Origin of the sequence: Algibacter sp., from assembly GCF_029245835.1 — a bacterium.
Lineage (GTDB): Bacteria > Bacteroidota > Bacteroidia > Flavobacteriales > Flavobacteriaceae > Algibacter_B.
In genome coordinates this window covers 16,369-41,696 of the sequence record NZ_JAQWOO010000014.1, presented here as the reverse complement: position 1 = coordinate 41,696, position 25,328 = coordinate 16,369, and the positions used below count along the sequence as shown (strand labels likewise).

Sequence of the window (25,328 nt, the reverse complement as noted above, 5' to 3'; positions counted from 1 at the left end):
GTGGGAGAAGACTTAATTGAGACTGACTATTCGTCTTCCAAACGATGTTGCTTTTCATACCTTTAAGATACGAAAACCAATACTTTTTTTAAAATCTAAAACAATAAAAAAGAGACTGCCTTTTTAGACAGCCTCTTTTTGTTTTTAATATGTTCTATTAATTTGTTTTAGTTTAGCCTAGCCTTTGCAGCTTCAACAACTTTTTTAGAATTTCCAACAAAAATTTCATCATCAATTATAATTACGGGTCTGCTTAAAAAAGTATAGTGTTCTAAGATATAGTGTTTGTAATCACGCTCAGTTAAGTCTTGATTTTTTAAATCCATTTCCTTGTATAGTTTAGAGCGTTTACTAAACAGGGCTTCGTAGCTTCCTGCTAGTGCTTTCATAGCTTCAACTTGTTTTACTGTAATGGATTCAGATTTGATGTCTTGTAAAACAAATTCAGAAGATAAATTCAGTTCTTTTAATATTCGAGAACAGGTGCTACAGGTTTTTAAATAATATACTTTTTTCATAATTAATTACTTTTTCTTTTACTAAAAAAGGGAATCTAAAGAATTTTAGGAAGATATTAAAACCAGTCACAGAATAAATATTACATTTATCAAAAAAAATAATTAAAATGGATTTTACATTTCAGGTTTTAAATAACACAAGAGGAATATTTAAAAAAATAATAGAAAATAATGCACTAGAGGATTTAAACAAGATACCTAAAGGATTTAATAATAATATTATTTGGAATATTGGACATGTTCTTGTTACTGAGCAATTATTAGCCTATAAATTATCTGGATTGGAAACTGCAATTTCTGAAGATTTGATTACTACATATAGAAAAGACACTAAGCCTCAAGGGAATTTAAATCAAGCTGGAGTAGATGAAATTAAAGGGTTGCTAGTATCGACTGTAGAAAAAACTAAAGAAAATTATTACGATGGTATTTTTCAAAATTATAATGCCTACACGGTTTCAACAACAGGAAATACCTTAAGTAATATAGATGAGGCTTTACAGTTTATAGCGATTCATGAAGGGTTACATTACGGTTACGTTTTAGCGCTTTTAAAGGCTATTAAAAATTAAATAAGACCGAATATCTTTAAACGGAATTGAAAACTCAATAATGCCCGTTGAGTAGGGTGCAATTTCATAAGTGTTGTAAAGTAAAATAAGGCCATCTTCACTATATCCTATATTTTTAGGTAGTTCAAATAATTTGTTGTCTAGAAGCAGGCTTTTGTCTTTAACGGCCCTTTTAAAAAAGCGTTCAGCTACTATTTTAAAAGCTTCAAGGTTATTAAAAAGTTGCCTATTTTGAATGCGTTCTCCAGTTTCAGAATTGAAATTTAAAAAAGAAATATTTAAACTACCATGAGCACCTCCAGTATTTGTGTAAGAGGTTATAGCGATACTTATTAGTTCTGGAGATTGATACATCACTTCGCCATCAATTTGAGCTTCCCAAGAGTTCGCTAATTCTGGAAAATCAGTTTTAAATTTTTCAGATTCAGCATTAAACAAAGTAATGCTTTCTTCTACAGAAGATGAAGTGATTTCATCAGGATTTCCGATATGTAAGGCTGAAATTATTGTTTTTTGAATATCAGAATTTATTTGACTTGCAACCATATTATTACCTCCTGCTTCTGGAATGTTTATTGCAACAATAGAATTATTTTCTATAGTCATGTTAATATCCGAAAAACTAGTATCCTGTTCTTTTTTACAATTGAATAGTACTAAAAAGCAACAGAGGGATAAAAGATATTTATTATGAGTCATATGTAGTAATATAATCTGTTTTAAAGATAATTATAGCATTTGAATACACCGAATTTAATGTTGTATTTGTGTGAAATTTGATAATATTAAATATAAAGTTGTTATATACAGGTTAGTATACCTAAAGAAAAACGAGAAGTTGTAGATGCTTTAATTAAACGTATTGTAGATAAAAATGATTTGTTAGCCTATTTATAAAGCTTTTAGGCAATTTTAATCGAGATAATAAATATATCCAAAGTTTAACCACACTAACCAGTCATCATTTTTATTATAACTTAATTGGTGGTCTAAACCATCAACACGGTCATTAAAGAAATATTGCCATCTTAAATCTAACATAAAGTCAGAAGTTTTAGTCAGTTTATATCTAACGCCAACACTAGAAACAACAGACCAAGTACTACCACGTGATGCATCTACAGAACCCGGATCCCAAAAAGAGTAAAAGTTGCTAGGATCTGTTGTATCGCCAACAGCGCTAGAATTAGGGTTAGCGTAAGTTGTACTCACTTCTGGAGTAAACGATGTGTAATGAACCCCTAAACTAACAAAAGGCGCAAAACTATAGGCAAATCCTTGAAAATCCCGAATACTTAAAGGGAAAAACTCTAGCTGCGTTCCAATATCTAAGTTTTTTGCAACACCTTTATGGGCTCTTAATTGATTTGCTTCCTCGGAAGTTCTATCTGGACTAACCCATTGACCTAAATGTTCTAAGTTGGTTTTATTATAAGAAATTTCATTCCTTAATTTAAAATGGTCATTAAAAAAAGTATCTGGAGTATAGCAATTACAATCAGCTCTATATGAGAAGTTCAAATAATGAACAATACCTATTCCATATCCAGAATTACCAAAATTTGTTTTTGAATCATCACGACTACCAAAATCAGATCTAAATTGAACTGGACCAGCAATTGCTCCTATTTCATGAGAAAACCCTAGTTGTGCACTTGAAGATTGAACTATAAGAAACAAGCAAAAAATAGAAGCTAAATGTTTCAAGTTAAGCATAAAAGATTTATTTTTTTGAGGGCATTATTAAAAGCAAATATATAAAAACTAGTAAAGCAAACAAATATTAAAAAAACGCGTAACCACCAATCAAAATAGTTATTGCGAAATTCAAAAAAAAATACAATTTATTTTGAAGATAACGTATCTTTGCGCCTATAAATTACTTATTTAACAAATAACGATGCAATAATTGTAAATATGAAACAAACTATTGAAGCATTTTTAGAGCTTGTAAAAGAGAGAAATGGCCATGAACCAGAGTTTTTACAAGCGGTAGAGGAAGTTGCAGAAACTGTAATTCCTTACATAGTTAAAAACGATATATATTACGGTAAAAATATTCTGCTAAGAATGGTTGAACCAGAACGATTAATTTCTTTTAGAGTCTCTTGGGTTGATGATGATGGTGAAATACAAGTAAATAGAGGGTATAGAGTTCAGATGAATTCTGCAATTGGTCCGTATAAAGGCGGTTTGCGTTTTCATCCTACTGTAAATGCCAGTATTTTAAAGTTTTTAGCTTTTGAGCAGGTCTTTAAAAATTCTTTAACGACACTACCTATGGGTGGCGGAAAAGGCGGAAGTGATTTTGATCCAAAAGGGAAGTCGGATAATGAAATTATGCGTTTTTGCCATGCTTTTATGAGTGAATTATTTAGATATATAGGTCCAAATACAGATGTTCCTGCCGGAGATATAGGTGTAGGTACTAGAGAAATTGGTTTCTTATTTGGGAAGTATAAAAAACTAAGAAATGAGTTTACAGGAGTGTTAACAGGAAAAGGCATGTCTTGGGGGGGGTCGCTAATTAGACCAGAAGCTACTGGGTATGGTACCGTGTATTTTGCTCAAAAAATGCTTGAAACAAAAAATGATATCATTAAAGGTAAAGATGTAATTATTTCTGGTTCTGGTAATGTTGCACAATATGCTGCAGAAAAAGTAATTCAATTAGGAGGAAAGGTTTTAACACTCTCAGATTCATCAGGCTATATTTATGACGCTGATGGAATTAATGAAGAAAAGTTAGCTTACGTTATGGAAATTAAAAATGTAAAGCGAGGCAGAATAAGTGAATATTTAGAAAAATATAAAAACGCACAATACGTAAAGGGAAAAACACCTTGGGAAATTAAGTGTGATGTGGCTTTGCCCTGTGCTACTCAAAATGAACTTCATGAGGAGGATGCAAATGTACTTTTAGATAATGGCTGTATTTGTGTAAGTGAAGGCGCTAATATGCCTTCTACTAAAGAGGCTATTGCTGCTTTCCATAAAGCTAAAATATTATTTGCTCCAGGAAAAGCATCTAATGCAGGAGGTGTTGCTACATCTGGTTTAGAAATGACTCAAAACTCTTTGAGGTTTAAATGGTCTAGAGAAGAGGTTGATAATAAGCTGAAAGATATCATGTCTGATATTCATAAATCTTGTTTAGAGTATGGTAAAGACGATGATGGTTATGTTGACTATGTTAGAGGAGCAAATATTGCAGGCTTTGTAAAAGTAGCTGATGCTATGTTAGCGCAAGGAGTTGTTTAAAGCGGTTTCATTCAATAAATACCAAAAGCTTTCTAATTTTCAGGAAGCTTTTTTGTTTTAAAATAATATTTTCAAGTAAAACTCATTTGTTCTAAATATATTTGGAATTTAAATATAAGTTTTTGAATAAAATAAATATAAATAACTTCGACTTCTTAAGAGTCGTTTTTGCAGCAACTGTTGCATTAGCTCATTTAATAGAATTAAGCGAAGTTGAAATATTTCAACCTTATAAAAGGTTTTTCAATACACGTTTAGCTATTGATGGTTTTTTTGTAATAAGCGGATTTTTAATAGCAAAAAGCTATGAACACAGTAAAAGTTTAAAAGATTATATTTTAAAAAGAGTAAAAAGAATAGTTCCTGCTTATTTTTTTGTGATACTTTTTTGCGCTTTCTTTTTTTGTTTTATTTCAACACAATCCATTAGCACTTATTTTTTAAATAGTCAGTTTTGGACATACTTATTAGCTAATTTAACATTTCAAAACTATTTACAACCTTGTTTGCCTGGGGTGTTTCAGGATAATTTGCTATGTGCAGTTAATGGTGCGCTTTGGACTATAAAAATTGAAGAAGCTTTTTATCTATTACTTCCTTTATTTTACCTCATAACCAAGTCGAAAAAATCTAATATTCATATTTTAAGTATCGTTGTTTATTTGCTATCTATAGTTTATTATAATTACTTTGTTTCTGCAGATATGTATAGAATAGCAAAACAATTACCTGGTGCTTTAGCTTTTTTTACTACTGGAATTATTCTTTATAGACATTTTGATTTTTTTATAAAATGGAAGCATCATATAATTTTACCATGTTTACTCTTATTTGTTTTAGAGCAATATGCATTTAATACGCAGATTTTTAAACCAGCAGTATATGGTTTTATGGTTTTTTATTTTGCGTATAATTTCAAATTTCTAAATCACTTTGGCAAGTACGGAGATTTAACTTACGGGATATATATTTATCACTTTCCCTTAATTCAGGTTTTTGTTCATTTAGGGTTTTTCAAGAGTTATAATCCTTTACTAATAGCTGCTATTTTGATAGTAATCATTGTTGTTATATCAGCTCTTTCATGGCATTTTCTTGAATTAGCTTATTTGTCTGAAAGCAGAAAAGAGCGGCAAAGAAAGTTGTTATTAGGAGAATAAATAATTGTTTGACAATAAACAGCATTAGGTTTAACTTGCTTTTATTCATCAAAAATTTATTCATTTGAATTATAAAGTATTTTAAAAGTATTATTTTAAGATGAAACCCGTTAGATATAAATATATTTGAACTTAAATAAAACGTATTTTGAAAAGATTAGTAATTGTACTCTTTTGTTTTTTTACATTATTCTCATTCGGTCAGGATTTTTCAACACTATGGAAAGGCCATTTTTCATATTATGATATAAAAGAAGTTGTTCAAGGAAACGATAAAATATATGCAGCATCAAATAACGCTATATTTAGTATAAATTCTCAAACTAACGAATTAACAGAGCTAACTACTGTAAATGGGTTGTCTGGAGAAAATATTTCAACAATTTATTACAGTGAATTTTATGAGTTACTAGTTATTGGTTACGAAAATGGACTTATTGAAATTGTTTTTGATAACGATACCGAAATTTTAACCATTGTAGATATTATTGATAAACCAACTATATCCTCAACAGACAAAAAAATTAATCATATAAATCCTTATCAAAATAGTATATATATATCAACAAATTATGGGATTTCAGTTTATGATTTAGAACGCTTGGAATTTCGAGACACCTATTTTATTGGAAATGGCGGGACACAAATACCTGTGACACAAACAACAGTTTTTAATGGATTTATATACGCTTCTTGTTTAGAAGGGAACGGATTGAGAAAAGCTGAGGTTACAAGCCCTGATTTAATAGATTTCAATAATTGGCAAGTCGTTACTACTGGCAATCTCATAGGAGTGCAAGTTCATGAAGATAAATTATATGCAATAAGAACAAATAGGATAGTTTATGAAGTTGTAAATGATGTTTTTAACCAGTTATTTAGATATGATGATGTACCAGTTGAAATAAAATCAATTAACAATAACCTTTTAGTTACTACAATAAGTAGTGTTTTTATTTATGATGCAAACTTTAATTTAATTACCCAATTATCAGTTACTACGCCCTTTAATACACAATTTAATTCTACTTACTCAGATGGCGAAACGGTATTTGTAGGCACCAAGGATTTTGGGGTCTTAAAAGCATTAATTAATGACCCTACCTCATTCGAGGAAATTCGTCCAGGCGGGCCTTTGAGAAATGACTTATTTTCAATTGAATATTATAATAATAATTTATGGGGTGTTTCTGGCGGTTACGACTTCTTTTATAACTTCATTGGAGGAGATAGGCGTTTAACAGGAATTAGTCATTTAAAAAATGATGATTGGGTTAATATTCCTTACGATTCAATAAGTAATAAAATAGCCAGACCATGGTATTTATCTCATATTGCTATTAATCCAATACAAGCAGATCAAGTTTTTATTAGCTCTTATTATGAAGGACTTATTGAGGTTAATGATAACGAAGTTACAGGACTATTTGATGAAGATAATAGTACCATAGTGCCATTTGCTTCGGATATTAATCTAACAGCAAATAGCACTTATGATTCAGATGGCACGCTGTGGGTAATGAATGGAAGAGTTGGGAGTCCTTTAAATAGATATCAGAACGGAACATGGACGTCCTTCGGTTTTTTTGAAATCATATCAGACCCTATAAGCCATTTAGGATTTAGTAATATTGAAATAGATGATAGTTCGGGTACAAAATTTGTAGGTTCTTCAAGTTTTGGTTTAATTGGATTTAACGAAAATGGTGGTAACCCACAAATAGAAAACATAGGCTCTGAAGCACAAAATATGCCAACCGCGTTTGTAACGGCTATCGCTTTAGATAAACGAAATCAATTATGGATTGGTACCATAAGAGGGTTAAGAGTACTATTCAATACATCTAATTTTTTTACAGAAGAAAATATAACAGTTGATGAAATTATTATTGAAGAAGATGGAATTGCTAAAGAGTTGTTGTTTGAGCAGTACATAACAGATATTGAGGTAGATGGATCAAATAATAAATGGATTGGAACCTCTGATTCTGGATTGTTTTATCTGTCTTCAGACGGGCAAAAAACCATATTTCATTTCACTACTGATAATTCACCTTTACCTTCAAATAGTATAAATGATGTGTCATTAGATGATATAAATGGTGTCGTTTACATTGCAACAAGCAAAGGTTTATTATCCTTCAATTCTGGAGGCTCTGCACCTTTTGATGATTTATCAAAAGCTTATGCCTATCCAAACCCTGTAAGACCTAATTTTAATATTACCGATGAAAAAGTAAAAATCAAAGAACTATCAGAAAACATAAATATTAAAATTACAGATATTGAAGGTAATTTAGTTGCCGAAGCTCAATCTAGAGTAAATCAAAGATACCAAGGTTTTAACCTAGAAATTGATGGAGGGACGGCCTATTGGAATGGTAAAAATCTAGCAAACAATATAGTCGCATCAGGTGTGTATTTAGTGATGCTTTCAGATTTGGATACTTTTGAAACTAAAGTTTTAAAAATAATGGTAGTTAGATAATGCTTATAACAACAAACGCCATTGTCCTTTCAAAATTAAAATATAAAGACAACGATTTAATTATAAAATGTTATACTCAAGAAATGGGTATAGTTAGTTTTTTGTTAAGGGGTGTTTTAAAAAGCAAAAGGGGAACCTCCAAAATAGCGTATTTTCAATTATTATCACAATTGCAAATTGTACTTACTCATAAAAATAACAGGTCTCTACAAAGTATTAAAGAGACAAAGTTAAATCACATCTATTCCAGCTTACATTCTAATGTTTTAAAGGGCGCTATAGTTATGTTTTTATCTGAAGTGTTATCAAATACATTGAAAGAAGAAGAACAGAATGAAACCCTTTATAGTTATTTAGAAAACACGCTTTTATGGCTTGATACACAATCTGAATATGCTAATTTTCACTTGTTATTTCTTTTAAAGCTAACAAAATACTTAGGCTTTTATCCAGATACAAGCCAGATAGATTTTCCTTTTTTTAATTTATACGAAGGCAAGTTTGAAATTAAAGAAAGTAATAAATATACTGTTTCTAGAGAAAATTTAATATTACTAAAAACCCTATTAGGCACAACATTTGATGCCTTAAAAAGTATAAAAATTAATGCAAAACAAAGACAGTCTTTTTTAAGTATGATTTTGCTTTATTTTGAATTACATTTGGGTAGTTTTAAGACTCCTAAATCTTTAAAGGTATTTAATCAAGTTTTTAGCTAAAACCATGAAGGCGCTTTATCTCTTTTCCCTCTTTATACTTGCCTCTACCTTCTCCCATGCTCAAAATATAAAAGTGCTTAATAAAATTACTAAAGAACCCATTTTTGGGGTGGCTATTTACAATGTAGATAAGTCAAAAAGTGTAGTTACAAATTTTAGAGGTGAGGCAGATTTGAATAAGTTTTCAGATACTGAAGTTATTTATTTTAAGCATTTATCACACGTATTAAAATCTTTAATAAAACCTCTTATTGGAAAATCAAATAAGGTTTACTTAGTTTCTAATACACAAGGTTTAGAAGAAATTGTAATTTCTGCATCAAAATTCCAGCAAAATAGAAAAGATATTCCACAGAAAATTGTGAGTATGGATGCTAATAGTATTCAATTTTCAAACCCTCAAACTAGTGCAGATTTATTAGAAAATACAGGTCAAGTATATGTTCAAAAGAGTCAATTAGGAGGTGGAAGCCCAATGATAAGAGGTTTTTCAACAAATAGATTGCTAATCACTATTGATGGTGTAAGAATGAATAATGCGATTTTTAGAGGCGGAAACCTTCAAAATGTTATTTCTATTGATCCTTTTTCAATTCAAAACACAGAGGTTACTCTTGGCTCGGGTTCTGTAATATATGGGAGTGATGCTATTGGTGGTGTGATGAGTTTTTATACTCAAAAACCAAAATTATCTTATACAGATTCTTTGATGTTTAGCGGGAATACTATACTAAGATATGCATCAGCAAGCCATGAAAAAACAGGGCATTTTGATTTTAATTTGGGTTATAAAAAATGGGCGTTTTTAACCAGTGCAAGTTATACAGATTTTGATGCTTTAAGAATGGGAAGCCACGGACCTGATGAATATTTAAGGCCCGAATTTGCTCTAGCTACAACTAATGGCGATGTGATTATACAAAACAATAATCCTTTGGTTCAAAAATTTTCTGGATACAATCAATTAAATCTCATGCAGAAAGTGCATTATGAACCTTATGAGGATTTAAGTTTTGATTTAGGTTTATATTACACAACAACATCAGATATTCCAAGATATGACCGCTTAATTCGTTACAGGAATGATATGTTACGTTCCGCCGAATGGCATTATGGTCCGCAACAATGGTTTATGTCAAATTTGCAACTCACAAAACTCAGTAGTAAATCTAATTTGTATAATAAAATTAAAACCACTTTAGGATACCAAAATTTTAAGGAAAGTAGAAGAGATAGAAACTTTCAATCGTCGATAAGAAATATTCATGAAGAAGAAGTTGATGCCTATTCTTTTAATTTAGACTTAGAAAAAAGAGTTTCACCTAAAACACAATTTTACTATGGAGTAGAGTACGTTTATAATAAAGTAAGATCTAGTGGTGTAGAAGAAGATATAGCAAATAATACTATGATTTCTAGTGTGTCTAGATACCCCAATGGTGCAAGTTGGCAGTCAGCTGCGGTATATTCTAGTATTAAATATAAGCCAAATTTAAAGTTTGTATTTCAATCAGGTTTACGTTTTAACTATGTGGTTTCTGAGGCTGATTTTACTGAAAATAATGTGTATTTAAATTTACCATTTGAAAAATCAAAGCATGAAGCTGAAGCGTTAACAGGTACAGCAGGAATAAGCTGGACACCAAATCCAATAATCCAATGGAAGTTTAATGTTTCCTCAGCATTTAGAGCACCTAATATTGATGATATTGGTAAGGTGTTTGATTCTGAGCCAGGGTCAGTAGTTGTGCCAAACACTAATTTAAGACCTGAATATGCTTATGGTGGAGAACTTGGTTTAAAATTAAACTTCAATGATAAATTAATTCTAGATATGAGTTCCTATTACACGTATTTAGATAATGCATTAGTTAGAAGAGATTATAGTTTAAATGGTGATACTCAAATTGTTTATGATGGCGAGTTAAGTAAAGTTCAAGCCATACAAAATGCATCAAAAGCATGGATTTATGGTTTTGAAGTAGGTTTAAAAATGACTGTTACAAAACAACTTGATGTAACATCGCAGTATTCAATAATAGGAGGTACAGAAGAAGCTGGGTATATTGAAGTGCCTATAAGGCATGTGGCCCCAAATTTTGGCAATACCCATTTACTTTGGACAACAAATGATTTAAAATTAGACTTTTTTGCTAATTATAATGGGGATTTATCTTTTAATCAATTAGCGCCCTCTGAAATTGAAAAGGATTATATCTATGCTTTAGATCGTGATGGAAATCCATACAGTCCATCTTGGTATACTCTTAATTTTAGAACACAGTACGAGATTAATAAATCTATAGCAATAACAGCAAGTCTTGAAAATATCACCGACCAACGCTATAAAACCTATTCCTCCGGTATCGCTGCAGCTGGTAGAAATTTTATATTGTCTTTAAAATATAGTTTGTAACGTCATTACGAGGCGCAAAGCGACGAAGTAATCTGTGAAATAGGAGTTATACATCTAGAGATTGCTTCACCGTGTTCGCAATAACGTTTTACTTTTTAAAAGCCTTTTTAGTTATTGTTGCGCCATTTAATAACTCCACTTTAGCGATATAAATAGTACTGCTTAAATTTGATAATTTATAAGTTTCAGAATTACTTTGACCTTTAAAGTTATATAATTGTCTTCCTAATAAATCGTATATTCTAACCGCTTTTATGTTACTAGACGTTGTAAACTGAACACGATCATCTTCTAATTCAATAATTTTTAAAGTGTTATTTTCTAAAGCCAAATCTTCCGTAGATAAAGCATTAGCGTTAAATACGATTTCAAAACGGGTGTTAAATTCACCAACTTCAGAGGTAAAAGTATAGTCAGAATCAGATAAATTATGCAAAGTACCAAGTAAATTATCTTTCAAGTAAACGGTATTACTCGTTAAAAAATCACCTTCAATTTGAGCTATAGATAGGTTGTATTGTGTAGTTGTTTGAATGGTTGAACTAAATCCAAGATTGATTATTTCATCTTCATTAATACTATCAATATTTTTACCTTGAATAACATATTTTTTACTATCAGAATCCATTGAAGAATACAAAATAGCAGCAAAATCTTGATTAACTATTTTTGGGGCATCATAAGATAAACCATCGTTTCCGTTAGTAGCACCATCAACATAAGCTAATAATATTTGGCTAAAAACACCATTATCTGTAGTAAGATTTACCCACAATCTATTTGTATTAGGGTTACTTGTTTTCTTTTTTGAATTAGAATTTCTGAAAAATTGATTATTACTTGTGTCATCTGCCATTCGCATGGCGTTAGTAAAAGTTGCTGTATTGTTATCGATACCAGCAATAAAAAAGCCTTGGCCAGAAGGAATATATTGATCTGGTATAATGCCTCCTGCACCAGCAACTATACTTCCAGATCCTACAGTATAAATAGCATAATCATTTTTATTAAAATTAAAGTTTTCGTTTCCTGCATTTGCAGTATTAGGAGCACTTACTTGAGACCAAAAATAAGCAGCGCCACCAACTACCGTAGAGTTTGCAGCATGAAATGCATCAAAATCTATAGCAGACGGATATGGGTTACCAATAAAATTCCAACTTGTAGAACCTGCCGCCACATTTGCAGCATTTTCCGAAATAGAAACGTCTATATCATTTGTATTAAAAGGGCCTTCAAACGAAGCAGTACCCGAAGCACCACCTGGGCCTGGTGGTGGAATAAATAATCGAGACTCAGTAGCAGCATATCCTACACCAGGAGTCATAATGTCTCCACCTAAGGCGTATTGCCAATCATCGCCATTGTCATCAATATCATCTGGAATACCGTTGGTGGTACCAACCGTATGCTCATCAACAAAATTAGCCGCGTTAAACCAAAAACGTCTATCACCATCTACGTTAGGAAAAGCATCTGCTATGGTTTCACCAATAACTGGCGAACTCCAATACGTATAGAAATACCATGCAGATTTAGCTGCTGTTGATTTGTTTACTCTAGCAACTGCTCCAAGTCCAGTATTTAAGTTAAACGTTCCCGTATTACCACGTTGCACAAAGTTTCCTTGAGTTTCAACTATTAAAGTACCATTAACAGTAACGTCGTTTTCAACTTCTATAAATCCTCCATTATCTACTGTTACTATCACAGGATTGCTAGTGCTTGATGAAACCTCATTAATATATAAACTACATGCAGAAAAACTATTAGCTGTTGTAGCAGTATAGTTTCCATCAATTATTACAAAAGTAGTTGAAGATGGTGTGCCACCAATCCAGGCTGTTCCATCCCATGTTACAGAAGTTGGACAAGGAGCAGGTATCCCCCATATTTCAATATTATCAATGGCGATATCTTCATCTCCAGCATTAAGGCTAAATTCTATTTCTATATCTAATAAACTGCCAGTTCCAGTAATATTTTCTGTAAATTGTGTAAATGTATCAGTTATTGCAGTGCCATCTCCAGTGCCATCAAAATCAGTGTCAATGGAAGGTTCATTATTAATCCCTGTACCATTCGGTTCAATCCATAATAAATTATTGAATGATGAAGAGTTATCTATATCATAACTAATATGCACATAATCATCTACACCAGTCGTAGGGTTATCCCAATCTTGATTTGCTCCATCATCAGCTTCTGCTAAATGAACTCTAAACTCCAAACTTGTATAACCACTAATATTTATATTATTTATGAGTAAAGTAACAGGTAAAGAAGCTCCTGCACCATCAATATCTTGTGCTGCAAAATAATATGACCCTTGAGTATTAATCCAGGCTTCTCCAGTTATATCAGAGCCATCGGTTCTAAGAAAATAATCTCTAGTTCCATCAGTAAATTCAGGAATACTAGTTGTATATCCGCCAGCAGTTTCAAATGTTAATTCAGTGATTTTTGTCTGCCCAAAACTAAAAGAAACCACCGATAAGACGGTAATTAAAAAAGAGAGGGATTTTAAATAAGTAATCTTTTTCATAATCGTTAGGTTTAATAGCTATACTTTAGACTAGTCTTGGTATAGTGGATTTGGTTTTTTTATAATTTTTTTTACTTAATATCTTTCTAACAATTGCTATTTTTGAAGCGCATGCAAACAAAAAAAATATATACCGTACAAGAAGCTACTAGAAAACTAGAGCATTATTGTGCGTATCAAGAGCGCTGTCATAAAGAAGTGCGACAAAAGTTAGAATCTATGCACATGATACCCGAGGCTATCGATGTGATCATAGTCCATCTTTTGGAACATAACTTTCTTAATGAAGAACGTTTTGCCAAAACATTTGTAAGTGGTAAGTTTAGAATTAAGGCTTGGGGCCGACGTCGATTAACTTTTGAATTAAAGAAAAAGGACATAGGCAAAGTTAATATAAATCAGGCACTTGCAGAAATAGAAATTACGGAATACAACGAGGTTTTCAATAGTTTAGCCGAAAAAAAGGCGAATTCGATTACAGAAACCAACATCTATAAAAAAAGACAGAAATTAATCGATTATCTGCTGTATAGAGGCTGGGAAACGCATTTAGTGTACGAAAAAGCGAAGGAACTTTTCGGGTAAAACCATAAAAAGCGGGTTAAATGCAAATTTAACCCGCTTTTTAAATATTTTCAAGTATAAACTTATAGGTTAAAACTAGCCCCTAAGTTTATTGTAAATTGATTGTGCAAAGTTTCAGCAGCTGTTAATGTACCTGTTTTGTATTTAGCAAATGGCACATTTAATTCGGTATATAGACCAAAACCTTCTGTAAAAAAGTAACGCGCTCCTAAATGTCCACCAAAATTTTTAAGTCCTAAACTTAAACCAGGGTATACATCAAAATTGTCATCAACATTAATAACGTTACCTAAGTTAGCATTGAAACGGGCTCTAATATCAAAACGATTGTCAAAGTCGGCATCATCAATTAAAGGATTATTCGTTAAAGCATCATTTACCCCTAAAAGGTAGGTTGAAGATATTCCGATAGAAATATTCTCTCCAATACCATAATCGTAACTCACATTAATTCCAGTACCGTTTTCTTGAAAATTAGCACCTACTTGAAATTTGTTGTCATCTTTCCCTTTATAAGCTTGTGCATTTACAGCCGAAAAACTTAGTATAGTTAATAATAAAATAAAATTCTTCATGATTTGAGTTTTAAATTTAAGTCGGCAAAGATATTATAAGTTTTTTAATATCAAAGGTTTATTTAAAAACACCTCTTAGGTTTTGTTTTAAAGAGAATATAAGTTTTATAAATGGCTATGTGTTTTTTTTATGGCTTGCTCATTTTTCCATTCAATCCATTTTTGCCCTTTTAAACGTCGCATAATATTATCAAAATTGCGCATAATAAAAATATTATAAATGGCCATTCCAAAATTTTTAGGATGTCTTGCAATAGCACGTAAACTCATAGAAAAACCAGGAGTTATATAACGCATATAGTGCCAATAGCCTTCGGGCATATACAAAACCTCACCATGTTTAAGCTGGGTTTTGTAACCTTTAGCCTTTTTAAGCATAGGCCATTTTTTAAAATCAGGATTATTAAAATCAATATCTTCTCTAGTTATTAAAGCATGCGGGATTTTATACAGATAGTCATTTTGCTTTTGGTCAAACAAAATGCATTGTTTTTTACCTTCAAAATGAAAATGAAAAATATTAGCCAAATCAATATCATAATGCATAAACGTATGTGAATCTTGTCCACCAAAAAACAACATAGGCATTGTTTTCATAAGGCGCAATCCAAAATCTGGAAACGAAAAGTCATTCTGTAAATTGGGAATTTCTTTTAAGGCATTCCATAAAAAAATTCGGTATTTGGTAGGCTCACGTTTTAGTAAATCAATATAATCACGCAATTTCATTTTAGCATGTGGCTCATTAAACCCATCCTTGTAATTTACCGGTCTGTCATCATAAAGTGGCACTGTCAAATCACCACCAATAGATTTCATGTAGTCTAAATTCCATTTGCTATAAGCCGGCCAATCTTCAATAAAGCACTCAATAACCACAGGCTTTTGCGGTTTAAAATAGTGTTTTAAAAAATCCGTTTTAGTAATCGTTTTTACGCGCGGAATATCCTTTAGGTTTAACGACAAAGTCTATTTAGTTTAAGTGCGTAAAGTTAAGAAAACGATATTAGAACTAAAATAGTATTTTGGGCGTTACCACAAGGGTTTGGCTTTTCGTTACAAGTCCTCGCACCTCCTTTGTCGTGCTGTGGGCTTTTATTCATGATTTTCTATATTATATCATTGAATTCATGAACATAAATGTTTCTCTGCAAGCCTTAACGCGGGTCAATCCGCAGTTTGCAGTCATCAGTTCTAAGTCTGTGAACCTATCTGTAAAGGTTTAGAGAAAATTGAAAACAAAATTGCTACTGTAAAATCCTTTCGTTTAGAAACCTAGAATAGTCACTTGGTTAAACAAAATAAACCTTAGTTAAAACCATAACGTAACCCAAATAATATATTGCTAGGAGGCATAGGCACAAATCCAGTTTCAATATAGTCTGCATCAAAAATATTGGCCGCAGTAAGCGTAAACTCAAATTGTTTGGCTTTTACAGCTATAGACGTATCCCAAACATTATAGCTAAGCCCTGCAGTACGTTCAGCATGTTTATAGATAATATTAAAGTTTATTTGTTTATTAAATTGTGTACTTAAACGAGAGGTAACATGGTGTTTTAATGAGTTAATAGCATACCTAGAAAAAGGGATGTTTAAATCGCCCACTTCATCTTCAATAAAGGTGTAACCTAGTGACAGATTTTGGTTTAAATTATTTACTTTAAAATTATAGCTTGTATTAACTTCAAACCCTTTGGTATATAAATCGCGAAGGTTGGTAGCCATAAAACGATCGGCAGCATTTTCTTTTACAAAATCTATTAATTTATTAGCATCTCTATAGAAAAACGCAAAAGATCCGGTAAATTTTGGTGAGAAATATTTCCCGCCAATTTCAAAAGAAAGGGCTTCTTCGGGGTCTAGGTTTTCGTTTCCAATCGTTCCAGGATCGCTATAAAATAAATCGGTGTAGGTAGGAATACGATAGGTGTAACCTGTGTTTCCGTAAATTTTGAAATAATCATTTAATCTGTAGCCAATATCTAAACCAGGAAAGGCATGAAATTTAAAGTCTGAAAAATACGTTACTGCAACGCCCGGAGTAATATCTAATCTGTTATTAAATAATTTAAATTGATGTTCTAAAAAAAGATTCGTCATAAATCGATTTCTATTCCCTAAATTATTACTTCGTATATAAATTTTAGAAATATCTATACCAAAACCAGTAACACCAAGTTTAGAATTGTAAGATGCATTTACTTCAGCACCCATTTTATCGGTAATATGCAAGTTCCTGAAAAAATTAGGTTCATTTCGTTTTAATAGAAACATATCTTGGTTGCGTTTCCAATACACGCGAGGACTTATTTTAAGTTTTTCAGATTTAAACGTTGTTGTAAAACCAATTAAGCTATTTTGAGTTTCTTCATATTCGTTCCAATCTGGATTTGTGGTGTAGAAATTTTCAGCACCAAATTTACGATCAAAAAACGTCGCAATCATTTCAACAGCTTGTACTTTTTTATTAAACACACTTTTAATAAAGTAATTTGAATTATTATAGTCTGAATTGTTCCTGTAACCCTCTGAAGTTAACTTCCCAACATGGATAATGTGTGATGAGTTTTCTAGTTCTGACCCTATAGTAACAGAGCCATTTAATTGTCCAAACGAACCCGTTTCTAAATTAGTAGAAACCGAGTTTTTCACCTGTTTTTTAGTTACAATATTAATGGCGCCGGTAAAAGCGTTTTGCCCAAATACACGAGCAGCAGGTCCTTTAATAATCTCAATACGCTCAATAACTTCAATAGGTAATGCGGCATTCATAGTATGGTGTCCCGTTTGGGCGTCGTCCATTTTAATACCATCAATAAGTAGTAAGGTTTGGTCAAAACTACCACCTCGAATATATACATCGGCTTGACTTCCAGCAGTTCCACGACGTCTTATGTCTACTCCAGCAACTTGCTGTAATAAATCGGCAACATTTGTAGTTGCGCTATTTTTTATATCTTCTGAGGATATAATGTCAATAGTTCTGGAGTTTTCTTTAAATGGTAAATCTATTCTAGTTGAGTTAATAATAACTTCTTGCAAAGCATCCATTTTAACAGGATTTTCTTGTGCATATCCTATTATAAATGCAAATAATAATAAAACGGTTAAAGTGAATCTAGTCTTCATAAAAATGATTTTTTTAAAACGCTGCAAAAGTGGTAACTTTCCGGACGATTATAATAGTCCAGTTTTAAAACAATGAATAGTCCGGTTAGCGATCTTTTGAAACAGTTAGTGCATTTTGATAAATCTAGTGCACAAGCTATTTATATTCAAATAGCGCAACAAATTATAAATGCGATTCAACGTGGTTATATATCAAAAGGTTTAGTACTTCCTGGAACACGAGTTTTAAGTCAACTATTAAAAATTCATAGAAATACAGTGGTTGCCGTTTATGACGAGTTAGCATCCCAAGGCTGGGTAGAAATAATTCCAAATAAAGGCACATTTGTTTTAGTGCCAGAGCAACCAACAGCTAAAATTAAAGCCACTGCGCAACAGATAGATAAGGTGTACGACTATTCTAAAAACACAGGTTTTCCGTTTCAACCGTCATTTAATTTGTCTTCTACAGTGCAAGTAACAACCGCTAAGTATCGTGTTAATGATGGAAATCCCGATTTAAGGTTGCATCCCGTGCATCAATTTTCAAGATGGTATAGTGCGGTTATGAAGCGGAAACCTTTAGTTAAAAAATGGAATGAAACCACACAATTCTCTAACTCGGTTTATGAAACGCAACTTTGTAATTATTTAAATGCTACAAGAGGATTTCATATCAAACCAATTAACTTAATAAGTACGCGAAGTACCGAAATGAGTTTATATATTGTTTCGCAACTTTTAATAAAGCAGAACGATGTTGTTTTGGTAGGACATTTAAGTAACTATGCGTCAAATATGATTTTTCAGCAAGCTGGTGCTGCTATTAAAACCATCCCAGTAGATGACCAAGGTTTAGATGTAGACTATATTAAGACCCATTTTGTTAAGGGAAGTATTCGTTGTGTGTATGTATGTGCCCATAGGCATTATCCAACAACTACAACTTTAAGTGCAGAACGACGCTTAAAATTGTTAGAATTAGCCAAAGCATTTCAATTTGCTATTATTGAAGACGATTACGATTACGATTTTCAGTTCGAAGGTTCAGCCATGTTACCAATGGCAAGTGCGGATGGTAATGGTATGGTTATTTATTTAGGAAAACTAGGGCAATCTCTATTTCCAAGTTTTCAAACAGGATTTGTAGTAGCACCAGAGAATTTAGTTTCTGAAGCAAAAAACTATTTGCAATTGCTAGATAAACAAGGCGATATCATACAAGAACAGATGCTTTCTGAGTTAATTTCTGAAGGTGAAATATCCCGCTTCATGAAAAAAAATAGCATCATTTATAAACAAAGGCGTGATTATCTGTGCCAGTGTTTGGAATCCTGTTTTGGAGATGCTATAACATGGAAATTACCATCGGGCGGATTAGCCATATGGCTGCAATTTGAACCTAAAATTTCATTGGTTAAATTAGCTGAAGAAGCCGAAAAAAACGATTTGTATCTTCCAAAAACTATACTCTATCAAGATAGAAATACATGTGCTATTCGTTTTGGATTTGGATATTTAAATGAAGAAGAAATAGAGGTTGTGGTTAAGAAATTAAAAAATGCTTACAATGTAGTATTTTAGACCATATTGAAGCATAAATTTCAATTTTAAATTGCTCGTGAAACTAAATTTATTGATTTTCTATATCAAACTCTGTTTTGCAATTATTACACCTGTATTTGTGTTTAGAGTAAATAGGTAAAATAGAGCCGAAGGTTAAAACACTAGTTATTAATGCAACAATAAAAGCGAAAAGAGATTTTAAATTGGTTATTGTAGAAAAAAGTTCAATTTCTTGTTTATTGCAATTAGGGCAGACTATTGGTTTGCCTTCGTCATCTTTAGAGTATTTTGCTATACCATCTAAAATGTGTTTGGCCTTTAAAGTATCTTCAGTTAGTACTTTAAGTTTCACGCCACCAATAGCATTACTTACTAATGGATCGGTATCAATAGTTAAATTATCTGCAAGGAAAACTTGAATACCATCAGCTTCTAAGCGGCCTTTTATTATTTGTGCTTCGCTAGAATATTGAAATTTTGCAATTGTGGTAAAGGTTTCTGCCATATCCTATTAATGGTCTAGTAAATATAGTTAATATGTTTTTAGAAATAATTATTGTTTTTCGATTTTCAACTCTAGAGGCTATTTGTAAAGCTTTGGATTGTCAACCTGCTGATATTTTAGAATATGTTGAGGATTAAAATTGTATTTTTGATAAACTTTTCAACCCAATAATAGTCAAAATGAAAACATATTTCTTCCTTTTAGTATTTCTTATATCTTTAATTTCGGTAGCACAAAATAATCATATAGTAAAAACAGATGATGGAAGGCGCGTGCTATTAAAAGCAGATTTTACTTGGGAGTATATTGATGCTCCTCAAGCTGTTTCTAGTACTCCAAAGCCTACAGTTGCCAATAACCCAATGCCAAAAGAAACTACAAATTGCAATTTGCCAGAAGATTTTGTAGAACCTAGTTTGGATAAAAAAATTCAATCACAGCTTAAAAAAGGGCGGGCCACAATGAGCCACGTAAAAAAGAAAGTCGCTAAAGAATACAATTGTGATGTAAGCGATGTTACACTATTTGAGATTTCAGAAATTAAGTCCAAGGCTGTATATCATTTTTGTGTTAAAGGGGAGGAAGTTATTTATAAACGTATTGGAAACGTCATAATTAAAAAACAGAAGTTTTTTTAAAATACCCAATTCTATAAAACCAAGAATTTTTATCGCATTAATATTATTAAATAAACCAAAATTACCAGAAATTTTAATTAAATTTAAGAACAGAAAATAATTTTTTTTGGGCGTCCTCCTGCCGAAAGGTAGGTTGCCAAAAGCATAGCGATTTGCGAAGCAATCCCTAGCCTTCTAAAATGCCAATATATTAAATAATGTCCATGATATTACATAAATCTAATAACCTTACCTTTTTTACTCCAAAAGCTTCAAACAGTTTAGGTGCTCTTTTTTTTGATACTGGAATTTCTGCAGGAATCCCTTCTCCAGCAGAAGATTTTAACGAGCAAAAACTATCCCTTGATAAGGAACTTATAAAAAATAAAGAAGCCACTTTTTATGCTCGTGTTAGTGGGCAATCTATGATTGGTGCGGGATTAGATGATAATGATTTATTGGTTATCGATAGAAGTTTAGAACCATCACATAATAAAATAGCGGTTTGCTTTTTAGATGGTGAGTTTACTGTAAAACGTTTAAAAGTTGATAACGAAGGCATTTGGCTAAAACCAGAAAATCCTAATTACCCTATTATAAAAATAACCGAACATAATAATTTTGTTATCTGGGGTATTGTAACCAATGTGATTAAAAAGGTATAGGTATTCAGAGTGTAAATCATTTACAAAAAAATATTATTGATTAAGAATTATATCAAATTCTAGAATTTCAACATAAACATAGTCCAACTCCAATTTCAGAAATAGAAACACATAATACGATGCTATATTACCGATGAAAATAAAGCAAACATACAATCTGTAAGTGCACAATTAGCAATCGGATTTAAAACATTATATTCATGCCGTTTTAAGAATCAAGATTGGAATATTCTAACATGGGATTTATAAATTAATCAACTAAAATTATTTTCATGGTAAACTTATCAGGTTTAGATATTGGTATCATCATTACTTTTTTTATAATCACACTGTTTATTGGCGTTTGGGTGTCTAAGCAAGCAGGTAAAAGTTCAGCAGAATTTTTTCTTTCAGGGCGTAATATGCCTTGGTGGTTATTAGGAGTGTCTATGGTGGCAACAACATTTGCGGCCGATACTCCTGGCTTAGTAACCGAATTGGTTAGAAAAAATGGGGTATCAGGTAATTGGGTTTGGTGGGCTATGTTACTAACAGGTATGCTTACCGTATTTTTTTATGCTAAACTTTGGAGAAAATCTGGCATTTCAACGGATTTAGAATTTTATGAATTACGCTATTCTGGGAAGTCGGCGAGTTTTTTAAGAGGTTTTCGCGCTATTTATTTAGGTGTTATTTTCAATATTATTACCATGGCAGGAGTGTGTTTAGCTGGCGCTAAAATCGCAAATATTTTGTTAGGTATTTCTCAACAAGAAGCTTTATTATATTCATCAATAGTTGTGGTAATTTATTCCTCTTTAGGTGGTTTAAAAGGTGTTTTAATTACCGATTTTTTGCAATTTATAATTGCTATGGTAGGTTCGGTTTGGGCCACTGTATATATTGTAAATCTTCCAGAAATTGGTGGAATGCAAAACTTATTAACGCACGAAAATGTAGCAGGAAAATTAAATATTCTTCCTGACTTTTCAAATTCTGAAGCTTTAATTACATTATTTATAATTCCGTTTGCTGTACAATGGTGGAGCACTTGGTATCCGGGTGCAGAACCAGGAGGTGGCGGTTATATCGCGCAACGGATGCTTGCCGCAAAAGATGAAAAAAATGCCACTTGGGCAACCTTATTTTTCAACTTTGCACATTATGCGCTTCGTCCATGGCCATGGATTGTAGTTGGTTTAGCATCATTAGTTATTTTTCCAAGTTTAGAGAGTATCAATACGGCATTTCCAAACTTAAATGAAGACATGCAAGGGCATGACGTAGCTTATGCGGCTATGATGACGTATTTGCCAGCAGGATTAATAGGAATTGTTTTAACATCCTTAATTGCGGCGTTTATGAGTACGATTTCAACGCAATTAAACTGGGGAAGCTCTTATATTGTTAATGATTTTTATGGACGCTTCATCAATAAAACAGCTTCAGAAAAACAAAAAGTTAGTATGGGTAGAATCTCAACGGTTTTACTAATGATTTGTGCTGCGCTATTTTCATTTTATATAAAATCTGCGAAAGATGTCTTTGATTTATTACTTCAAATAGGAGCAGGAACAGGATTGTTATTTATTATGCGTTGGTTTTGGAAACGTATAAACCCATATAGCGAAATCGCGGCTATGGTTATTTCATTTATAATAGCCGTTATCTTTTTTATTAATGGAAAATTAGACACGCCTTGGTTTCAATTAGAAGGTTATATGCAATTAGTTTTTGGGGTTGTTGTAACTACTGTTGGCTGGATTATTGTCACGCTTTTAACAAAACAAAGTGACTCAGAAACTCTTGAGAAATTTGAACACTTAGTTTACGGTAATGAAAGTAAATTTAAAAATATTGGTTACAAAATTCTAGCCTTCTTTTTAGGGGTAATAGGCACATATAGTGTTTTGTTTGCAACAGGGTATTTTATTTATGGGAAAACAATGCTTGCTTTAGGGCTTACAGTTTTGGCAGTTATATGTTGTTTATTATTAATTAACAATTGGAAGAAAATTGCATAAAAAAACGCGAAGCATGGCTTCGCGTTTTAAATATTCTTAAAGACAGAAAATGAAATTCTTAATCTGCTAAGACAATAACCTTATTATCTTTCATTTCTAGAGTTCCAGAATTTATTTTTAATAATGTTCTGCCGTTTTCACCTTTTGTAAATTTATCTTCTACGTCTTCAGTTAATTGAATGTTTCCAGAGATTTTTACAACACCTTCTTTCAAAATAGAAACAATAGGGGCGTGATTATTTAACAGTTCAAAATCACCATGAGTTCCAGGAACCACAATACTAGTTACTTCTCCGTTAAATAGGGTTGCTTCAGGTGATACTATTTCTAAATACATAGTTAAACTTGTTTAACTACCCTGAATTTAGTTCAGGGTCTTTATAATTTTATTCGATGTTCAATTTAAAAGATGCTAAAATAAATTCAGCAGTTGCTTTAGGCTTATGCCTCGGCAAGCATTTTATCTCCAGCTTCAATAGCTTCTTCAATAGTTCCTTTAAGGTTAAACGCAGCTTCTGGTAAGCGATCTAATTCACCATCCATAATCATATTAAACCCTTTGATAGTTTCTTTAATATCAACTAATACACCAGGAATACCAGTAAATTGTTCTGCTACGTGAAAAGGTTGAGATAAGAAACGTTGTACACGTCTTGCTCTACCTACAGCCAATTTATCTTCTTCAGATAATTCTTCCATACCAAGGATAGCAATAATATCTTGTAATTCTTTATAACGTTGTAACAACTCTTTTACACGTTGTGCACAATTGTAGTGATCTGAACCTAAAATATCAGCAGTTAAAATTCTAGAAGTAGAATCTAATGGGTCTACCGCAGGATAGATACCTAACTCAGCAATTTTACGAGATAATACGGTTGTTGCATCTAAGTGAGCAAAAGTTGTAGCCGGTGCAGGATCTGTTAAATCATCCGCAGGAACATAAACCGCTTGTACAGATGTAATAGAGCCTCTTTTAGTTGAGGTAATACGCTCTTGCATAGCACCCATTTCTGTTGCTAATGTTGGTTGGTAACCTACCGCAGAAGGCATACGACCCAATAATGCAGATACCTCAGATCCAGCTTGTGTAAAACGGAAAATGTTATCTACGAAAAACAGTACATCTTTTCCTTGTCCTTCACCAGCACCATCACGGAAATATTCTGCTATAGTTAAACCAGATAATGCAACTCGTGCACGTGCTCCAGGAGGCTCATTCATTTGTCCGAATACAAACGTTGCTTTTGATTCTTTCATTTTTGATTTATCAACTTTAGATAAATCCCATCCGCCATCTTCCATAGAATGCATAAAATCATCACCATAACGTATAATTCCAGATTCTAACATTTCTCTTAAAAGGTCATTCCCTTCACGAGTTCTTTCACCTACACCAGCAAATACTGATAAACCACCGTGACCTTTTGCTATATTATTAATCAACTCCTGTATTAATACCGTTTTACCAACACCAGCACCACCAAATAAACCAATTTTACCACCTTTTGCATAAGGCTCAATTAAATCGATAACTTTAATACCCGTAAATAAAACTTCAGTAGAAGTTGATAAATCTTCAAATTTAGGTGCTTGACGGTGAATTGGTAATCCAGCTTTCCCAGCTTTAGGTAAATCTCCAAGACCATCAATTGCATCGCCAATTACATTAAACAAACGTCCGTAAACATCATCACCAATTGGCATTTGGATAGGAGCACCTGTAGCAAAAACCTCAGTTCCTCTACTTAAACCGTCAGATGAATCCATGGCAATAGTACGAACTGTATCTTCTCCAATATGAGATTGTACTTCTAGCACTAAAAGAGAACCATCTGCTTTCTTAATTTCTAATGAATCGTAAATTTTTGGGAGCTCTGAGCCAGCAGCGAATTCAACATCGATAACTGGTCCTACTATTTGTGAAACTTTACCTGTAACTTTAGACATTACTTATATGTTTAATATTATGCGTTTTAATTCTGAAAACATTTGAAGTTTTCGCGTGCAAAGATATATTTT

At 32.2% G+C, this 25,328-nt stretch carries 21 protein-coding genes and 1 pseudogene; 12 read left to right on the top strand and 10 right to left on the bottom strand.

Features of this window, described 5'->3' with window-relative positions:
• Positions 1-167: 167 nt before the first annotated feature.
• A complete protein-coding gene (locus P8K68_RS01920; protein WP_300247644.1) occupies positions 168-518 on the bottom strand; it encodes an ArsC/Spx/MgsR family protein in 351 nt (116 codons plus the stop codon).
• Positions 519-625: 107 nt separating this feature from the next.
• Between P8K68_RS01920 and P8K68_RS01915 the strand changes: the two genes are divergently transcribed.
• Positions 626-1,090 carry a DinB family protein gene (locus P8K68_RS01915; RefSeq protein ID WP_300247642.1) on the top strand — a complete coding sequence of 155 codons (465 nt, stop codon included), beginning with the start codon at positions 626-628 and terminating at the stop codon, positions 1,088-1,090.
• Here P8K68_RS01915 and P8K68_RS01910 read toward each other — a convergent pair.
• Positions 1,070-1,789, bottom strand: coding sequence for a DUF3298 and DUF4163 domain-containing protein (locus P8K68_RS01910; RefSeq protein ID WP_300247640.1), 720 nt, complete (start codon positions 1,787-1,789; stop codon positions 1,070-1,072). The two genes, P8K68_RS01915 and P8K68_RS01910, sit on opposite strands and share 21 nt — an antisense overlap.
• A gap of 213 nt (positions 1,790-2,002) precedes the next feature.
• Positions 2,003-2,806 (bottom strand): glutamate dehydrogenase, encoded by an 804-nt coding sequence (locus P8K68_RS01905; RefSeq protein WP_300247638.1) that lies wholly within the window; start codon positions 2,804-2,806, stop codon positions 2,003-2,005.
• Positions 2,807-3,007: 201 nt separating this feature from the next.
• Between P8K68_RS01905 and gdhA the strand changes: the two genes are divergently transcribed.
• The 5 genes from gdhA (at position 3,008) to P8K68_RS01880 (ending at position 11,134) form a co-directional block, all read left to right on the top strand.
• The gene (gene gdhA, locus P8K68_RS01900) at positions 3,008-4,351 is read left to right on the top strand and encodes an NADP-specific glutamate dehydrogenase (RefSeq protein WP_300247636.1); all 1,344 of its coding nucleotides are present in this window, start codon (positions 3,008-3,010) and stop codon (positions 4,349-4,351) included.
• Between the two features lie 122 nt (positions 4,352-4,473).
• Positions 4,474-5,511, top strand: a complete 1,038-nt coding sequence (locus P8K68_RS01895; protein ID WP_300247634.1) for an acyltransferase — start codon at positions 4,474-4,476, stop codon at positions 5,509-5,511.
• A 148-nt stretch (positions 5,512-5,659) separates the two neighbouring features.
• On the top strand, positions 5,660-7,999 hold the full coding sequence (locus P8K68_RS01890; protein WP_300247632.1) for a two-component regulator propeller domain-containing protein: 2,340 nt from the start codon (positions 5,660-5,662) through the stop codon (positions 7,997-7,999).
• Entirely contained in the window at positions 7,999-8,718 is a 720-nt protein-coding gene (recO, locus tag P8K68_RS01885) for a DNA repair protein RecO (protein ID WP_300247631.1), read from the top strand. Before P8K68_RS01890 ends, recO begins: the two co-directional genes overlap by 1 nt.
• Positions 8,719-8,722: 4 nt before the next feature.
• A complete protein-coding gene (locus tag P8K68_RS01880; RefSeq protein WP_300247629.1) occupies positions 8,723-11,134 on the top strand; it encodes a TonB-dependent receptor in 2,412 nt (803 codons plus the stop codon).
• An 88-nt stretch (positions 11,135-11,222) separates the two neighbouring features.
• Here the strand turns inward: P8K68_RS01880 and P8K68_RS01875 are convergent, their stop codons facing one another.
• Complete coding sequence (locus P8K68_RS01875; RefSeq protein WP_300247627.1) at positions 11,223-13,679, bottom strand: T9SS type A sorting domain-containing protein; 2,457 nt, start codon at positions 13,677-13,679, stop codon at positions 11,223-11,225.
• Positions 13,680-13,790: 111 nt separating this feature from the next.
• Between P8K68_RS01875 and P8K68_RS01870 the strand changes: the two genes are divergently transcribed.
• The gene (locus tag P8K68_RS01870; protein WP_300247625.1) at positions 13,791-14,264 is read left to right on the top strand and encodes a regulatory protein RecX; all 474 of its coding nucleotides are present in this window, start codon (positions 13,791-13,793) and stop codon (positions 14,262-14,264) included.
• A gap of 62 nt (positions 14,265-14,326) precedes the next feature.
• Here the strand turns inward: P8K68_RS01870 and P8K68_RS01865 are convergent, their stop codons facing one another.
• The 3 genes from P8K68_RS01865 to P8K68_RS01855 all read right to left on the bottom strand — a co-directional run bounded on the left by P8K68_RS01865 (position 14,327) and on the right by P8K68_RS01855 (position 17,971).
• Complete coding sequence (locus tag P8K68_RS01865; RefSeq protein WP_300247623.1) at positions 14,327-14,839, bottom strand: DUF6646 family protein; 513 nt, start codon at positions 14,837-14,839, stop codon at positions 14,327-14,329.
• Positions 14,840-14,944: 105 nt separating this feature from the next.
• A complete protein-coding gene (locus P8K68_RS01860; protein WP_300247622.1) occupies positions 14,945-15,805 on the bottom strand; it encodes a cupin-like domain-containing protein in 861 nt (286 codons plus the stop codon).
• Positions 15,806-16,147: 342 nt separating this feature from the next.
• Positions 16,148-17,971, bottom strand: a complete 1,824-nt coding sequence (locus P8K68_RS01855) for a TonB-dependent receptor (protein WP_300247620.1) — start codon at positions 17,969-17,971, stop codon at positions 16,148-16,150.
• Between the two features lie 72 nt (positions 17,972-18,043).
• Here P8K68_RS01855 and P8K68_RS01850 point away from each other — a divergent pair, with 72 nt between their 5' ends.
• Positions 18,044-19,534, top strand: a complete 1,491-nt coding sequence (locus P8K68_RS01850; protein ID WP_300247618.1) for a PLP-dependent aminotransferase family protein — start codon at positions 18,044-18,046, stop codon at positions 19,532-19,534.
• Positions 19,535-19,583: 49 nt separating this feature from the next.
• Here the strand turns inward: P8K68_RS01850 and P8K68_RS01845 are convergent, their stop codons facing one another.
• Positions 19,584-20,021: a DUF2007 domain-containing protein gene (locus P8K68_RS01845; RefSeq protein WP_300247616.1), complete on the bottom strand. Its 438-nt coding sequence runs from the start codon at positions 20,019-20,021 to the stop codon at positions 19,584-19,586.
• A gap of 59 nt (positions 20,022-20,080) precedes the next feature.
• On the opposite strand from P8K68_RS01845, the pseudogene P8K68_RS01840 reads away from it, so the two are divergent.
• From P8K68_RS01840 to P8K68_RS01825, 4 genes and pseudogenes are all read left to right on the top strand, one after another.
• Positions 20,081-20,158: pseudogene (locus tag P8K68_RS01840) on the top strand (helix-turn-helix domain-containing protein); the annotation flags it as partial.
• A gap of 42 nt (positions 20,159-20,200) precedes the next feature.
• Positions 20,201-20,659 (top strand): DUF3157 family protein, encoded by a 459-nt coding sequence (locus P8K68_RS01835; protein ID WP_300247614.1) that lies wholly within the window; start codon positions 20,201-20,203, stop codon positions 20,657-20,659.
• A gap of 203 nt (positions 20,660-20,862) precedes the next feature.
• Positions 20,863-21,303, top strand: a complete 441-nt coding sequence (umuD, locus tag P8K68_RS01830; RefSeq protein WP_300247612.1) for a translesion error-prone DNA polymerase V autoproteolytic subunit — start codon at positions 20,863-20,865, stop codon at positions 21,301-21,303.
• 272 nt (positions 21,304-21,575) lie between these two features.
• Positions 21,576-23,306 carry a sodium:solute symporter family protein gene (locus P8K68_RS01825; protein ID WP_300247610.1) on the top strand — a complete coding sequence of 577 codons (1,731 nt, stop codon included), beginning with the start codon at positions 21,576-21,578 and terminating at the stop codon, positions 23,304-23,306.
• Positions 23,307-23,364: 58 nt separating this feature from the next.
• On the opposite strand, the gene P8K68_RS01820 is transcribed toward P8K68_RS01825, so the two are convergent.
• Together P8K68_RS01820 and atpD are read right to left on the bottom strand one after the other, a co-directional pair.
• The gene (locus P8K68_RS01820; RefSeq protein WP_300247608.1) at positions 23,365-23,643 is read right to left on the bottom strand and encodes a F0F1 ATP synthase subunit epsilon; all 279 of its coding nucleotides are present in this window, start codon (positions 23,641-23,643) and stop codon (positions 23,365-23,367) included.
• A 104-nt stretch (positions 23,644-23,747) separates the two neighbouring features.
• Positions 23,748-25,256: a F0F1 ATP synthase subunit beta gene (gene atpD, locus P8K68_RS01815; RefSeq protein ID WP_300247606.1), complete on the bottom strand. Its 1,509-nt coding sequence runs from the start codon at positions 25,254-25,256 to the stop codon at positions 23,748-23,750.
• Between the last annotated feature and the right edge of the window lie 72 nt (positions 25,257-25,328).

Bases quoted from the DNA above. Each gene is read 5' to 3' on its own strand.
- P8K68_RS01920 (WP_300247644.1), bottom strand. From the start codon at position 518: ATGAAAAAAGTATATTATTTAAAAACCTGTAGCACCTGTTCTCGAATA.
- P8K68_RS01915 (WP_300247642.1), top strand. From the start codon at position 626: ATGGATTTTACATTTCAGGTTTTAAATAACACAAGAGGAATATTTAAA.
- P8K68_RS01910 (WP_300247640.1), bottom strand. From the start codon at position 1,789: ATGACTCATAATAAATATCTTTTATCCCTCTGTTGCTTTTTAGTACTA.
- P8K68_RS01905 (WP_300247638.1), bottom strand. From the start codon at position 2,806: ATGCTTAACTTGAAACATTTAGCTTCTATTTTTTGCTTGTTTCTTATA.
- gdhA (WP_300247636.1), top strand. From the start codon at position 3,008: ATGAAACAAACTATTGAAGCATTTTTAGAGCTTGTAAAAGAGAGAAAT.
- recO (WP_300247631.1), top strand. From the start codon at position 7,999: ATGCTTATAACAACAAACGCCATTGTCCTTTCAAAATTAAAATATAAA.
- P8K68_RS01880 (WP_300247629.1), top strand. From the start codon at position 8,723: ATGAAGGCGCTTTATCTCTTTTCCCTCTTTATACTTGCCTCTACCTTC.
- P8K68_RS01875 (WP_300247627.1), bottom strand. From the start codon at position 13,679: ATGAAAAAGATTACTTATTTAAAATCCCTCTCTTTTTTAATTACCGTC.
- P8K68_RS01870 (WP_300247625.1), top strand. From the start codon at position 13,791: ATGCAAACAAAAAAAATATATACCGTACAAGAAGCTACTAGAAAACTA.
- P8K68_RS01865 (WP_300247623.1), bottom strand. From the start codon at position 14,839: ATGAAGAATTTTATTTTATTATTAACTATACTAAGTTTTTCGGCTGTA.
- P8K68_RS01855 (WP_300247620.1), bottom strand. From the start codon at position 17,971: ATGAAGACTAGATTCACTTTAACCGTTTTATTATTATTTGCATTTATA.
- P8K68_RS01850 (WP_300247618.1), top strand. From the start codon at position 18,044: ATGAATAGTCCGGTTAGCGATCTTTTGAAACAGTTAGTGCATTTTGAT.
- P8K68_RS01845 (WP_300247616.1), bottom strand. From the start codon at position 20,021: ATGGCAGAAACCTTTACCACAATTGCAAAATTTCAATATTCTAGCGAA.
- P8K68_RS01835 (WP_300247614.1), top strand. From the start codon at position 20,201: ATGAAAACATATTTCTTCCTTTTAGTATTTCTTATATCTTTAATTTCG.
- umuD (WP_300247612.1), top strand. From the start codon at position 20,863: ATGATATTACATAAATCTAATAACCTTACCTTTTTTACTCCAAAAGCT.
- P8K68_RS01825 (WP_300247610.1), top strand. From the start codon at position 21,576: ATGGTAAACTTATCAGGTTTAGATATTGGTATCATCATTACTTTTTTT.
- P8K68_RS01820 (WP_300247608.1), bottom strand. From the start codon at position 23,643: ATGTATTTAGAAATAGTATCACCTGAAGCAACCCTATTTAACGGAGAA.
- atpD (WP_300247606.1), bottom strand. From the start codon at position 25,256: ATGTCTAAAGTTACAGGTAAAGTTTCACAAATAGTAGGACCAGTTATC.